At 64.2% G+C, this 14637-nt stretch carries 9 protein-coding genes; 3 read left to right on the top strand and 6 right to left on the bottom strand.

Annotated features, from left to right (window positions below; genetic code table 11):
• Positions 1 to 9: 9 nt before the first annotated feature.
• Entirely contained in the window at positions 10 to 1200 is a 1191-nt protein-coding gene (locus AC0ZZU_RS18260; protein WP_476342550.1) for a type II secretion system F family protein, read from the top strand.
• A 25-nt stretch (positions 1201 to 1225) separates the two neighbouring features.
• Here AC0ZZU_RS18260 and AC0ZZU_RS18255 read toward each other — a convergent pair whose 3' ends face one another.
• Entirely contained in the window at positions 1226 to 2104 is an 879-nt protein-coding gene (locus tag AC0ZZU_RS18255; RefSeq protein ID WP_476342593.1) for a site-specific integrase, read from the bottom strand.
• Positions 2105 to 2303: 199 nt separating this feature from the next.
• On the opposite strand from AC0ZZU_RS18255, the gene AC0ZZU_RS18250 reads away from it, so the two are divergent.
• Positions 2304 to 2951: a DUF1345 domain-containing protein gene (locus AC0ZZU_RS18250; RefSeq protein ID WP_476342549.1), complete on the top strand. Its 648-nt coding sequence runs from the start codon at positions 2304 to 2306 to the stop codon at positions 2949 to 2951.
• Between the two features lie 165 nt (positions 2952 to 3116).
• Positions 3117 to 3377: a DUF1652 domain-containing protein gene (locus tag AC0ZZU_RS18245; RefSeq protein ID WP_158458214.1), complete on the top strand. Its 261-nt coding sequence runs from the start codon at positions 3117 to 3119 to the stop codon at positions 3375 to 3377.
• Here the strand turns inward: AC0ZZU_RS18245 and AC0ZZU_RS18240 are convergent.
• The 5 genes from AC0ZZU_RS18240 to AC0ZZU_RS18220 all read right to left on the bottom strand — a co-directional run bounded on the left by AC0ZZU_RS18240 (position 3374) and on the right by AC0ZZU_RS18220 (position 14599).
• Positions 3374 to 5458, bottom strand: a complete 2085-nt coding sequence (locus AC0ZZU_RS18240) for a putative bifunctional diguanylate cyclase/phosphodiesterase (RefSeq protein ID WP_476342548.1) — start codon at positions 5456 to 5458, stop codon at positions 3374 to 3376. The genes AC0ZZU_RS18245 and AC0ZZU_RS18240 overlap by 4 nt on opposite strands.
• A gap of 168 nt (positions 5459 to 5626) precedes the next feature.
• Positions 5627 to 7129, bottom strand: a complete 1503-nt coding sequence (locus AC0ZZU_RS18235; protein WP_476342546.1) for an efflux transporter outer membrane subunit — start codon at positions 7127 to 7129, stop codon at positions 5627 to 5629.
• Entirely contained in the window at positions 7126 to 10236 is a 3111-nt protein-coding gene (locus AC0ZZU_RS18230; RefSeq protein ID WP_476342544.1) for an efflux RND transporter permease subunit, read from the bottom strand. The genes AC0ZZU_RS18235 and AC0ZZU_RS18230 overlap by 4 nt, the downstream gene beginning before the upstream one ends.
• Positions 10233 to 13334, bottom strand: coding sequence for an MdtB/MuxB family multidrug efflux RND transporter permease subunit (locus AC0ZZU_RS18225; protein WP_476342542.1), 3102 nt, complete (start codon positions 13332 to 13334; stop codon positions 10233 to 10235). Before AC0ZZU_RS18225 ends, AC0ZZU_RS18230 begins: the two co-directional genes overlap by 4 nt.
• Positions 13331 to 14599, bottom strand: a complete 1269-nt coding sequence (locus tag AC0ZZU_RS18220; RefSeq protein WP_476342541.1) for an MdtA/MuxA family multidrug efflux RND transporter periplasmic adaptor subunit — start codon at positions 14597 to 14599, stop codon at positions 13331 to 13333. Before AC0ZZU_RS18220 ends, AC0ZZU_RS18225 begins: the two co-directional genes overlap by 4 nt.
• Positions 14600 to 14637: the final 38 nt, after the last annotated feature.

Genomic DNA, 14637 nt, shown 5'->3' with positions numbered 1-14637 from the left:
CTCGCGACCATGCGCTATAGCCTGAAGGCCCTCGGCAAGAACGGTGTGGTAATGCTGAACGTGGAGGCGCAGGACAGCGAGCAGGCTCGTCGCCAGGCCGAAGACCAGGGCCTGCGCGTAGTCAGCCTGCGCAGCGCCGGACTGGACTGGACGGGCCTGCGGTGGCGCCGGGCGCAGGATTTCGACCTGGTGCTGTTCAGTCAGGAGCTGTCGACCTTGCTCAATGCCGGCCTGCCGCTGATCGACGCACTTGAGAGCCTGGCCGAAAAATCCTCCGGGACGCATGCCCGCAAGGTCCTCGAAAACCTGGTGCGCCTGCTGTACGAAGGTAAATCGCTGTCCCAGGCATTGGGGCAACAGCCCCAGGTCTTCCCCACGTTGTATGTCGCCCTGGTGCAGTCCAGCGAACGTACCGGCGCACTGGGCGATGCCTTGGGCCGGTACATCACCTACCGGCAGCGCCTGGACCTGGTCCGGCAAAAGCTGGTCAGCGCCTCGATCTACCCGCTGCTGCTGTTGCTGGTTGGCGGGGGCGTGGTGCTGTTTCTGCTGGGCTATGTAGTGCCGCGTTTCAGCCTGGTATTCGAAGGCATGGGGACCGAACTGCCCTGGCTGTCGCGCGTACTGATGCAGGCGGGGCTGTTTCTGCGTGCGCAGCAGCTGCCGATCGGCCTCGGCGTTGCCGGGGGGGGGGCGGCCCTGGCGCTGTTGCGGCGTAATCCTGCGCTGCGGCGCTGGGCGACCCGCCAGCTCGAGCGCGTGCCGGCCCTGCACCAGCGGCTGGTGATGTACGAACTGGCGCGGTTCTACCGGTCGCTGGGGATTCTGCTGCAAGGCGGCATCCCGATCATTACCGCGATGGGGATGGCCCGAGGACTTCTGGGGAGCTCAGCGGCGCTGCGGCTGGAGCAGGCCTGCGTCAGGGTAGGCGAAGGGTTGCCCCTGTCAGAGGCGCTGGAGGCTGGCAAGCTGGTAACGCCAGTCTCCCTGCGCCTGCTGCGGGCCGGGGAGCAGTCGGGCAACCTGGGGCAAATGCTCGAACGCAGCGCCGACTTCTACGACGAGGAAATCGGCCGCTGGGTCGAATGGTTCGTCAAACTGTTCGAGCCATTGCTGATGACGTTCATCGGGCTACTGATCGGGCTGATCGTGATCTTGATGTACATGCCGATCTTCGAGCTGGCTTCGAGTATTCACTGACAGGCACTGGAGCGATCCCGGCCTCTCAATAATCGAACCGCTCCACTGCGCGTCGCCGCTCGTTGTCATCGCGGCGGTCGTACGAAGCGGTGGTCTGGATATTGGCGTGGTGAGCAAGCTTCTGCGCAATCGACAGGTCATGCTCCTCGATCACCCGGGTGATGAATGCCCGGCGAAAATCATGAGGCATGATCCGCGCACCTACCTGCGCACCCCGCTGGCGGGCAATGTAGTAGATCGCATGCTTGGTGATGCGCGCGCGGGTGATGTGATTGCCGCGCCGGATCCTGTTGAACAGGAACTCGTCGTCCGCCTCCCCGGCCGGCAGTTGCTCTCGGCGAAAGTCCAGCCAGGCCTGCAGCTTCTCGAATGCCCAGGGCGGTGCATACTTGATCAACTGGCGATTGCCCTTTCCCAGTACCTGCAGGCTGCGCTCATCGAAGTCCACCTGCTGCAGGACCAGGTTGACCGACTCGGACTTGCGCATGCCGGTGCCGTAAAGCAGCGCGATGATCGCCGCGTCGCGCAGGCCCTGGGGTCGTGGGTCGGCGGCGCAGACGTCCATCAGTTCGCGGATCAGGCTGCGCCGCAGATTGCGCCCGGGCGGCAGGCGCGTGCCGGAAGCAGGCTTGACCGTGCGGATCTTCAGCAGATGCTCGTGGCTGATCAGACTGAGGCGCCAGGCCTCGTTCATCACCCCGCGGATAGCGTTCACGTAGAGCGATGAAGTGTTGGGCGCGAAGCCGTCGGTGCGCAGGGCTGCGACCAGGGATGTCACATGCCCAGGCTCGAGCAGGTGCCAGGGCACTTCAGCGATATCACAGTCATCGAAGCCAAGGCGATCGGCGGCGTCCTGGAGGATATAGCGCATGGTCAGCTGGCTGGACGGTGCCAGCCGCGCCATGTACTGCAGCAACGGGTTATGCAGTGAATCGGGCACGAGGGTGAATCCTGTAACGCAAAAACGGAGGCCGGGCACCTTGTTGGAAAAGGCTCGGTCTATGGCATGGGTGAGATGTTACCTCATCCAAAGCGCCAGCATCGATTCCGGTGCAGATGCGTAGGCTACAGTTGTGCGCATCCACCCCCTGCAAAGAGGCAGCATGGCACTCCGCCGCCTGACCCACTCCCACCCACGCCTCTCCATTGCAACGGTTGCAGGCCTGCTGGGCGGTATCCTGGTACCCGCCGATGACCTCACCCAACGGTTTCTGCTGGGCTGGAACATCGGCATCTGGTTGTACCTCCTGCTGATACTGTGGCTGACCTGCCGTTCCTCACCCCAGGACGTACGTCGTATCGCTGGCGTCGAGGATGAGAATGCCGGACTGGTGCTGTTCACAGTCTGCATCGCCGCGATTGCCAGCCTTGCCGCCGTGACCCTGCAACTGGCCGCCAGCAGCGGCCTGACCGGTGTTGCCCAGGCGCTGCACTACGCCTTCACCGGGCTTACGGTGATCGGCTCGTGGTTGCTGATCGGCTGCATCTTCAGCCTCCACTATGCGAGGCTGTTCTACATGAATGACTGCCACGAGCCACCGCTACGCTTCGCCGACGGCGAACGCAACCCCGATTATTGGGACTTTCACTACTTCGCCTTCACCCTCAACGTGGCCGTGCAGACCTCAGATGTCGGCGTGGGTGGGCGAGCACTGCGCCGCGTGGTGCTGGGGCACTCGCTGGTGGGATTCGTGTTCAACACGGCGATCTTGGGCTTCACCATCAATATTGCTGCGGGCCTGCTTGGATAGGTCGTCACTGCCGTCCGTCCGATGCTCTGTCAACTGGGACATGCAAACGCGTATCTGTCATGTTTCATCGGTGAAACTATTGCGACAGGTGCTATCGTTACAGCTCCCCAGGCCAGAGACCGGTCTATTGGCAGCTGGCGAGGCCATCGGATCAAGGAGGCAGGCATGAACAAGCTGACGTTTCCCAACGCCTGCCAGGTGATGCGCTGGCATTTTCATCCGCTGGGCTTCGAAGCCAGCATGGATGCACCGCGCAGCATGGTCGCCAGGCTGTTCGACCGCGGCACGGGCGAGACCTTGCTTGCCATTGCCGGCATTCCTTGCGCCACCATCATGGCGGCCGCAGATGTCGAGCGCATCATTGAAGCGGTCGAGGATGAGCTCGAGGCCTTCGTGCCTTTCTGCACGCTGAGGGCGGCTGTCTAGGCCGAACCTCGCACCGTTTGCCGCGCACCCAGACCCGCGATGAAGCATTCGGCAGCAACCGGCTTGCCAAGCAGATACCCCTGCAGGGAATCACACCCCAGTCGGGTCAGGAAGTCCTGTTGCCCGTCGGTTTCCACTCCTTCGGCGACAATCCGCAGGCCCAATGCCCGGCCCAGGGCGACAATGGCCGATACGATGGCGGCGTCGTCGCTGTCCTGCTCCAGGTCGCGGACGAAGCCGCGGTCGATCTTCAGCTCATTGGCCGGCAGCCGCTTGAGGTACATCAGGCTTGAATAGCCGGTGCCAAAATCATCGATGGACAAGTCCACGCCCATGTCGGACAGCTTCTGCAGCACTGCCAGACTGGCGTCGGCATCGCGCATGGCCGTGGTTTCGGTAATTTCCAGGGTGAGATTGTTGGCGGGAAGGCGATGTCGTGCCAGAGCCCGCGCAACGCTGTCGACCAAGCCGAGATGGCTGAACTGTATTGCCGACAGATTCACCGCCATGCGCCAGTGGTCATGCCCCAGGTCGAGCCATTCGCGCATCTGCCGGCAGGCTTCGTCCAACACCCACTCGCCTATCGCGATGATCAGCCCAGTCTTCTCGGCCTGGGCGATGAAACGATCGGGCATCAGCAGCCCGTGCTGCGGATGCTCCCAGCGCAGCAAGGCCTCCGCCCCAACCGGCTGGCGATCCAGGGCACCGAACTTGGGCTGGTAATGGAGTCGAAACTGCCGCTGTTCCAGGGCAACGCGCAGGTCTTGCAGCAATTGCAGCTGCAAGCGTGCGTTGCTGTTCATCGACACATCGAAAAAGCTGTAACCGTTTTTACCAGCGCTCTTCGCGTGGTACATGGCAGCGTCGGCGTTACGCAGCAGCTCGAGCTGGTCCAGGCCATTACCCGGGTAAAGGACGATGCCCAGGCTGGCCGAGACCTGCAGGTCCTGGTCGACAACGCGAAACGCCTTGGACACCAGACTGACCTGCTTGGCCGCCACCTCCACGGCATCCACGGCAGCCTGCAACTCGACCAGCAGCACGAACTCGTCACCCCCGATGCGCGCCAGGGTGTCCTGGCTGTGCAGGTGACCACGCAGGCGAGCCGCGACGGCCTTGAGCAACTGGTCGCCAACATGGTGCCCGAAGGCGTCGTTGACCGGCTTGAACCCGTCAAGGTCGATAAACATCAGGGCGAAGCAACCGCCTTCCTTTGTCGCCTTGCGGATCGCCTGCTCGATGCGGTCCGAAAGCAAGGTGCGGTTCGGCAGCCCGGTGAGCGTGTCGTGGAGGGCAAGCTGGGTGAGCTCCTGGTTGGCCAACGTCAGCGAGCGGGCCAGCTCCGCCGTGCGGGCCTCCAGGCGGGCGTCGAGCACCGAGATGAGCAACGCCACGGCCAACACCGCCAGCGTGGTGATCAGCACCAGGTAGTCCAGGTGATCTCCGCTCAGGCCAGTGGCCAGGGCGCCGCAGAAGCTGCCCTCGGGAAAGTTCGCAGCCGCCATGCCGGTGTAGTGCATGCCGACGATCGCAATGCCCATCACTACCGCCGCCGCGCCGCGGATGTGCCGGACATAGGGCGTTTGCCGACGCAGGCGGAAGGCGATCCAGAGGGCAGTCGCCGAGGCCGCGACGGCAATCAGCAGGGAGGCGCCAAACAGCGTCGGGTCGTAATCGATGCCTGGGGTCATCTGCAGCGCGGCCATGCCCATGTAATGCATGCTGCTGATGCCGCTGCCCATGATCAGCGCGCCCATGCCCACCTGCAGCCAGGGCAGGCTCGGCTGGCTCACCAGCCACAAGGCGAAGCCCGAGGACAGAACCGCGATCAGCAGCGAGAACAAGGTCAGCGGCAGGTCGTAACCCAAGGCGATCGGCAGGCGGAAGGCAAGCATCCCGATGAAGTGCATCGACCATACACCGATGCCCATGGCGAGCGCGCCGCCACCGATCCACAGGAATACGGCCCGCCCTCTTGCCGTGGCGATACGCCCGGCCAGGTCCAGCGCGGTGTAGGACGCGAGGATCGCCACGCAGAGCGAGATCAGCACCAATGAGGACGAGTAGCTACCGATAAGCATTTGGCCTTGTACAACCCTGGGAGAGGAAAAGCAGGCCATTGGCCAGCCATCAATAACCGATGAGTGTACTCAAGCTTTTGCAAAACGCACGGGATATTTTTTAGCAGTGAGTGGATCCAATCGATGACGTTGGCGGCACGTTAGCGACCGGATCCCTTCCCGATAACGCTACCGATGTTCCGCCGTTTGAGACTCTGCAAACGCCGTTTGCTCGTCCCATCCGCCCCCAAGCGCGGCGATCAGTTGGACACTGGCCACCAACCGGCCTTCCAGCAAGCTTAGCGCACTGCGTTCGTTGCTCAGGGCAGTGGTCTGCACATTGACCACATCAAGATAGCCGATAACCCCGGCCTTGTACTGATTCTCGGTCAGACGCAGGGAGTCTCGAGCGGCCTGCAGCGCTTCGTCGCGGACCACGGCCTCGTCGGAATAGACCTTGAGCTGGACCATATAGTTTTCCACTTCACGGAACCCGTCGAGCACGATCTGCCGGTACTGGGCGACGGTCTGATCATAGACGGCGACCGTGCGGTCGACCTCCGCAGAGCGCCTGCCGCCGTCGAACAGGGTCATCGCCAGCTGCGGGCCGACCGACCAGAAGCGGTTGGGCAGGCTGATCCAGTTGCTGACGCTGCTGCTGCTGTAGCCGCCGCTCATGCTCAGGGTGAGATCAGGGAAGTAGGCAGCGCGAGCGACGCCGATACTGGAGTTGGCCGACATCACCTGACGTTCGGCGGCGGCGATGTCCGGGCGGCGCTCAAGCAGCTGCGAGGGTACGGCCACGGGGATCTGTGGCAAGGCCGGAATGTGTTCACTGGTGGCCACGGCAAAGTCGGCCGGAGCCCTGCCCAGCAGGACCGCCATGGCGTTTTCGAACTGGGCACGCTGCCACGCCAGGTCGATGAGGTCGGCCTGGGTGCTCTTGAGCTGGGTCAGTGCCTGGGCGACCGCGTCGCGGCCGGAGACGCCTGCGCGATACTGGTTCTGGGTCATCTTCAGCGAGCGTTCATAGGTCGCTACCGTGGCTTCGAGCAGGCGCTTCTGCTCGTCGATCACTCGCAGCTGCAGGTAGTTCTGCACGAGCTCGGACTGCAGGCTGAGGCGAATCGCGGCCAGGTCAGCAAAGCTTGCCTCGGCGCCGGCCCGGTCGCTTGCCAGCGTGTCACGCAGCTTGCCCCACAGGTCGAGTTCCCAGCTCACCCCGAGCTGGGTCGTGTAGGTGTCGCGAATGCCGCTGCTGTTGTTGCTCAGGCTCGAGCTGCTGCTGCCGGTCCCCTGTGCCGAACGGGTCTTGCCCGCCGACAGGTCAAGCGTCGGAAACAGCGCGCCGCGACTGCTGCGTACCAGGGCCTGGGCCTGGCGGTACTGGGCTTCGTACTGGGCAACCGTCTGGTTGTTGCTGTTGAGTTCCTGGACCAGCGCGTTGAGCCCAGCGTCGCCATACAGTTCCCACCAGGCACCACGGGCCAGGGCATCGGACGGATTCGCCTGAGTCCAGCCTTCGGCCTGCTTGAACTGCGCCGGGCTGTCGAGCTCGGGGCGGTGATAGTCCGGACTGAGGGTACAGGCGCTGAGCATCACCAGACACAGGCCGGCGCCCGCCAGACGCGCGCCGCGTCCACGGGCCAGGCGCTGCAAGGCGCGGTGAAGAGGATTGCAGGCAAAGGTCATAGCGGAGTTTCCAGGGCAGCGTCGGTGCGCACACCGCGCCAACGGTTGAAACGATGGCGCAGGCGGTCGAGGTACAGATAGACCACCGGGGTGGTGTAGAGGGTCAGGACCTGGCTGAACACCAGGCCGCCGATAATGGTCAGGCCCAGCGGCTTGCGCATCTCGGCGCCTTCGGCACTGCTCAGGAGCAGTGGCAGCGCGCCGAGGATGGCGGCCAGGGTAGTCATCAGGATCGGCCGAAGCCGCAGCAAGCAGGCGCGGCGGATCGATTCCTCAGGATCCAGCCCCTGGTGACGCTCGAGCTGCAGGGCCAGGTCGATCATCAGGATGGCGTTTTTCTTTACCACGCCAATGAGCAGGAACAAGCCCAGCAGCGAGATGAGGCTGAACTCCCCGCCCGTGACGTACAGCGCCAGCAGCGCGCCGACGCCCGCCGAGGGCAGCGTCGAAAGAATCGTCAGCGGGTGGATGTAGCTTTCGTAGAGGATGCCCAGCACCAGATACACCAGCAGCAGCGCGCCCAGGATCATCAGCGGTTGGCCCTGCTGGGTCTTGGCGAACGCATCGGCGGTACCGCCAAGCTTGGCGATCACCGACTCGGGCAGGCCGACCAGTGCCACTGCCCTTTCCACGGCCGCCATCGCCTGGTCAGTGCTGTAGCCCTCGGCCACATCGAAGGCAATGTCTTCAGACGCAAATTGGCCTTCATGGCTGACACGGTCGTTGGCCAGGCTGTTCACGTAATGAGCAAAGGTCGACAGAGGTACCCGCGCGCCATCGGCGGTAATCACCTTCACCTGCTCCAGGGTGCTCGGATCCCAGGCATACTTGGGATTGATCTCCATCACCACCTGGTATTGGTTCAGGCTGTCGTAGATGGTCGAGATCTGCCGCTGGCTGTAGGCGTTGTTGAGCACCGAGGTGACCATGTCCATGTCGATGCCCAGGCGCTTGGCCTGATCGCGGTCGACCACCAGGGTCACCTGCTGCGTACCACTGCCGTCGCGCGCGTCGATCGCGGTGAGCTCGGGCAGTGCGCGAAGGGCTGCGACCACTTTGGGGAACCAGGTGCGCAGTGCCGACAGGTCTCCGCTTTGTAGGGTATAGAGGTACTGCGAGCTGCTCTGGTCGCGCCCGCCGCCGCCGAGTTGCAGGTCCTGGTCGGCCATCAGGAACAGGCGTCCACCCGGTATCTTGGGCAGCTCCTTGCGCAGGCGCTCGATGACCTGCTGCGCCGAGTCCTTGCGTTCACTGATAGGCTTGAGGCGCACCAGCACCATGGCGTTGTTGGTTCCGCTGTTGCCGCCAATGAACCCGGCGACGCTCTGCACCGCGGGATCGGCCAGCAAGGCGCGCCGGTAGGTTTCCATTTTCGGCTGCATGACGCTGAACGACAGCCCGTCATCGCCACGGACAAAGCCCATCAGCTGGCCGCTGTCCTGTTGCGGCATAAGGGTCTTGGGCACCGCTACGTACAGGGCGACGTTGAGCCCGATGGTCAGCAGCAGGCTCAGCAGCGTAAGTCGCCGGTGGCGCATCACCCAACCGAGGCTGCGGTCGTAACCGGCCACCATGCGATCGTTGACCCTGTCGCTCCAGCGCTGCAGGCGCGTCTGCTTGGCATGGTCATGTGGCTTGAGCCAACGCGCGCAGAGCATGGGCGTCAGGGTCAGCGAGACCACCAGCGAGACGATGATCGCCGCCGCCAGGGTGATAGAGAACTCCTGGAACAGCGCCTTGACGATACCCCCCATGAACAGGATCGACACGAAAACCGCTACCAGGGAGACGTTCATCGACAGCAGCGTGAAGCCGACTTCGCGAGCGCCGAGATAGGCGGCGCTCAGCGGTGGCTCGCCGTTCTCGATATGCCGGGAGATGTTCTCCAGCACCACGATGGCATCGTCCACCACAAGCCCGGTGGCGAGGATCAACGCCATCAGCGAAAGATTGTTCAGTGAAAAACCGCACAGGTACATCACCGCAAAAGTGCCCACCAGGGACACCGGCACCGCCAGGCTGGGGATCAGCGAGGCGCGGAAGTTGCCGAGAAACAGGTAGACCACCAGGATCACCAGTACCACGGCGATCAGCAATGTGTGCTCGGCCTCGGCCAGGGTCGCCTTGATCACCGGCGAGCGGTCCATGGCGACGTCGAGCTTGACGCTGGCCGGCAACAGCGACTGCAAGGCCGGCAACTGCGCTTTGATCTGTGCGACCGTTTCGATGATGTTGGCCCCGGTCTGGCGGTTGATTACCAGCAGCACGGCGCTCTTCTCGTTGAAAAAGCCACTGTTGTAGCGGTCCTCGACGCCGTCGCTGACCTTGGCCACATGGCTCAGGCGCAGTATCGATCCGTCCTGATGACGGATCACCAGCGGCTCGTAGTCCTTGGCTGTCTCGAGCTGGTCGTTGGCGCGCACCTGCCAGTTGCGCTCGGGGTCTTCGACAAAGCCCATAGGCCGTCGCTGGTTGGCGTCGGCCACTGCCTGGCGCACGTCGTCGAGCGCCACGCCATACTGGTTGAGCAGCTGCGGCTCGAGCTCGATGCGCACCGCCGGCAGCGAGCTGCCGCCGATCTGCACCTCCCCTACCCCCGACACCTGGGCCAGGCTCTGGGACAGGATGGTCGAGGCCAGGTCGTACAGCTGGCCTTTCTGCAGCACGTCGGAGGTCAGCGACAGGACCATCACCGGTGCCTGCGACGGGTTGATCTTCTTGTAGGTGGGCATGCTCTTCATGCCGCTGGGCAGCAGGTTGCGCGTGGCGTTGATCGCCGCCTGCACCTCGCGCGCCGCGCCATCGATGTCGCGGCCCAGGTCGAACCCGAGAATCACCCGGGTCGAGCCCTGGTTCGAGCTGCTGGTCAGGGTCGTGATGCCGGCAATGCTGCCCAGTTTGCGCTCCAGCGGCGTCGCCACGGTTGCGGCCATCACCTCGGGGCTCGCCCCGGGGAGACTGGCCTGGACCACGATCACCGGGAAATCCATCTGTGGCAGCGGGGACACCGGCAGCAGGCCGAAGCTGACACCGCCCAGCAGCATGATCGCCAGGCTCAGCAGCATCGTCGCCACGGGCCTGCGAATGAAGGGTGCGGAGAGGTTCATGCGTCTGCCTGCTGAACATCGGCAGCCGGGCGGCGCCAGCGGCGGGCAAGCCGGTCGAAGTACAGGTAGATCACCGGCGTGGTGAACAGCGTCAGGACCTGGCTGACCAGCAATCCGCCGACCATCACCAGCCCCAGGGGCTGACGCAGCTCGGCGCCGGAACCGGTGGCGAGCATCAGTGGCACGGCGCCGAACAGCGCAGCCAGGGTAGTCATGAGGATCGGCCGGAAGCGCAACAGCGCCGCCTGGTAGATCGCCGCCTGCGGCTCCATGCCCTGGTTGCGCTCCGCCTCGAGGGCGAAGTCGATCATCATGATGGCGTTCTTCTTCACGATACCGATCAACAGGATGATCCCGATGATTGCGATCATGCCGAGGTCATTGCCGCTCAGGATCAACGCCAGCAGGGCGCCGACCGCTGCCGAAGGCAAGGTCGAGAGGATGGTCACCGGGTGGATGTAGCTCTCGTAGAGCACGCCCAGCACGATATACATGGTCACTATCGCCGCCAGGATCAACAGCAAGGTGCTCGACAGCGAGGCCTGGAACGCTTCGGCGGCGCCCTGGAAGCGGGTCTGCACGCCCAGCGGCATGCCGATCTCCTGCTGGACCTGCTCGATGGCCTTGACAGCCTCGCCCAGCGCCACGCCAGGCGCGAGGTTGAACGACATCATTACCGCCGGGAACTGGCCGATATGGGTGATCGCCAGCTGGGCCTGGCGCTGCTCGATGCGTGCCAGACTGGACAGGCGCACCTGCCCACCGTCGGTGGTCTTGACGTGGATCTGCTCCAGCGCCTGCGGGCCGAGCGTGGCCGCGACCGAGGCTTGAAGTACCACGCGGTACTGGCTGGCCTGGGTATAGATGGTCGAGATCTGCCGCTGCCCGAAGGCGTCATACAGTGCATTGGTGATCTGCGAGACGCTGACACCCAGCCGGCTGGCGGCGTCGCGGTCGATCACCATGTACACCTGCAGGCCTTTGTCCTGCAGGTCGCTGGCGACATCGGTGAGTTCGGGCCGCTGCTGCAGGGCATCGACCAGCTTGCCGCTCCACAGCGCCAGCATCTCGGCGTCGGGCGAGGACAGGCTGAACTGGTACTGGGTGCGGCTGACCCGGTCCTCGATGCTCAGGTCTTGCACCGGCTGCATGAACAGGCGGATACCGAGCAGCTTGTCGACCTCCGGCTGCAGGCGGGCGATCACCTGGGTCGCCGTCTCGTCACGCTCGCCGTGTGTCTTGAGGTTGATCAGCAGGCGCCCGCTGTTGAGCGTGGCGTTGTCACCGTCGACGCCGATATACGACGACAGGCTCTGCACCGCCGGGTCTGCCAGTATCACCTTGCTCAAGGCCTGCTGGCGCTCGCTCATGGCGGTGAAGGAAATGGACTGCGGGGCTTCGGAAATACCCTGGATCACCCCGGTGTCCTGCACCGGGAAGAAGCCCTTGGGCACCGCCATGTACAGCACTACCGTGAGCACCAGGCTGCCCACCGCGACGAGCAGCGTCAGTGGCTGGTGGCGCAACACCCACTGCAGGCCGTTGCCGTAGTGCTTGATCAGCCAGTCGATCCAGGCCCCGCTGGCGCGGTAGAAACGCCCTTGTTCTTCTTCCTTGGGTTCACGCTTGAGCAGCCGGGCGCACATCATCGGCGTCAGGGTCAGCGATACCACGAGAGAAATCAGGATGGCCACCGCCAGGGTGATGGCGAATTCACGGAACAGCCGCCCCACCACATCAGCCATGAACAACAGCGGGATCAGTACGGCAATCAGCGAGAAGGTCAGCGAGATCAGGGTGAACCCGATTTGCCGGGCGCCCTTCAGCGCTGCCTGCATAGGCGTCTCGCCTTCCTCGATATGCCGGGAGATGTTCTCGAGCATGACGATGGCATCGTCGACCACGAAGCCCGTCGCGATGGTCAGGGCCATAAGCGTCAGGTTGTTGATCGAGAAGCCCGCCAGGTACATGACGCCGAAGGTACCGACCAGCGACAGCGGCACGGCGATCGACGGGATGATGGTGGCGCTGACACGGCGCAGGAACAGGAAGGTCACCAGCACCACCAGCACGATCGCGATCAGCAATTCGTGCTGCACGTCCTTGACCGCCGCGCGGATGGTCTGGGTACGGTCGGTCAGTACCGTGACGTCGAGGCCCGCTGGCAGGTTGTCGGTGACCGACGGCAGCATCTGCTTGATGCGGTCGACCACCTCGATGACGTTGGCGCCAGGCTGGCGCTGGATGTTGAGCAGCACGGCCTGGTTCTGGTTGGCCCAGGCGGCCAGGCGTTCGTTCTCGGCGCCGTCGACGATCTCGGCGACATCCCTGAGGCGCAACGGCGCGCCGTTGTTGTAGGTGAGAATGAGGTTGGCGTATTCCTCGGGAGAGCGCAGCTGGTCGTTGGCATCGAGCATCGACACACGCGTCGGGCCATCGAAGCTGCCTTTGGGCTGGTTCACGTTCGAGGCGCCGACCAGGGTGCGCACGTCTTCCAGGCTGAGCCCCGCCGCAGCCAGGGCATCGGCATTGACCTTGATACGCACCGCCTGGCGCTGGCCGCCGGCGATGCTGACCATGCCGACACCACTGATCTGGGCGATCTTCTGCGCGACACGGGTGTCGACCAGGTCGTTGAGCTTGGGCAGCGGCATGGTGCTGGAGGAAATCGCCAGGGTCAGCACCGGGGTGTCAGCCGGGTTGACCTTGTTGTACACCGGCGGGGCCGGCAGGTCGCTGGGCAGCAGGTTGCTGGCGGCGTTGATCGCGGCCTGCACCTGCTGCTCGGCGACGTCCATGTTGATGTCGAGGCTGAAACGCAGGGTCAGCACCGAGGCACCGCCCGAGCTGGTCGAAGCCATCTGGGTCAGGCCCGGCATCTGCCCGAACTGACGCTCCAGTGGAGCGGTGACCGCACTGGTCATGACCTCGGGGCTGGCACCTGGGTACAGGGTCATGACCCGGATGGTCGGATAGTCGACCTGGGGCAAGGCCGAAACCGGCAGCAGCTTGTAGCCGATCAGGCCCGCGAGGACCAGGGCCAGCATGGTGAGCGTGGTCGCCACCGGGCGCAGGATGAACAGCCGCGAGAGATTCATGCGCCGGCCTTGCCCTGTTCGGCGGCGCCAGCCGATGCGTCCTTGTCTTGCCCTTGCAGGTGCTGGCCAGGCGTGGACGGGACCTGAGAGCTGTCCTCCACGACTTCTACTAAGCTACCCTCGCGCAGGCGGTCAGTGCCCTCGAGCACGATGCGGTCGCCCGCGGCCAGGCCATCGAGAATCACGCTCTGCTCGCCATCGCTGGCGCCCACCTTGAGCTTGCGTACGTTGACCTTGTTCTCTGCGTTGACCACATAGGCAAACGAGCCATCGGTGCCGAACTGGATCGCCGCAGCGGGAGCGAGGACCACGTGCTTGAGGGTGTCAGCCAGCAATCGCACATTGACGAACTGGTTGGGGAACAGCGCCTGGTCCTTGTTCTCGAAGCGGGCCTTGAATTTCAGAGTCCCGGTGGTGGTGTCAATCTGGTTGTCCAGGCTGCCCAGCACGCCACTGGCCTGCAAGCGGATGTCGCCACGGTCCCAGGCCTCGACCGGCAGACTGGCCCCAGTGCGGTAGCGTTCGAGCACCGACGGCAGCTCGGTCTCTGGCAGGGTGAAGGCCACGCTGATGGGCTGGGTCTGGGTGATCACCACCAGGGCTGTGGTGTCGTTGGCGGCGACGAGGTTGCCCAGGTCAAGCTGGCGCAGGCCCAGGCGGCCGCTGATAGGCGCGCGGATCTGGGTAAACTCGAGGTTGAGGCGGGCATCGTTGACGGCCGCCTGGTTGGTCTTGACCGTGCCGAGGTACTGCCCGACCAGGGCCTCGGCGGTGTCCAGGGTCTGCTTGGCGATGCTGTCCTCGGCGTACAGGCCCTTGTAGCGGGCGACGTCGACCTGGGCATTCTTCAACTGGGCCTGATTCTGCGCCAACGTGCCTTCGGCTTGCTGGAGTGCGATGCGATAGGCGCGCGGGTCGATTTCGGCGAGCAGGTCGCCGGCCTTGACCTGCTGCCCTTCCTCGAAGTGCACCTTGACCAGTTCCCCGGCTACACGGCTGCGGACGTTGACGGTGTTGGTCGCCGTCACCGTGCCCAGTGCCTTGAAGTAGAGGGGGAAGTCACCAACCTTGGCCGGTTCCACGCGCACCGGCACTGGGTCGACGGAGGCACCAAAACCAGGACGCCCGCCCTTGCCTGCCCTGCCTGCCGGGTCCTTGACCGCGGTCGTGGCGGGCCACAACCACCAGGCCACGGCGACGACCAGCAGCAGGATCAGCAGGCCGACGAGCCAGCGACGAGAGGAACGGGAGACAGAAGCTTGCATGGGTTGAACAGACCTTGTTCGAGAAAGATGTCTTCGGG

The organism is Pseudomonas sp. JE3303 (assembly GCF_056312565.1).
Note: the sequence above shows the minus strand (reverse complement) of the source record. Positions and strands in the feature narration are given on the sequence as shown.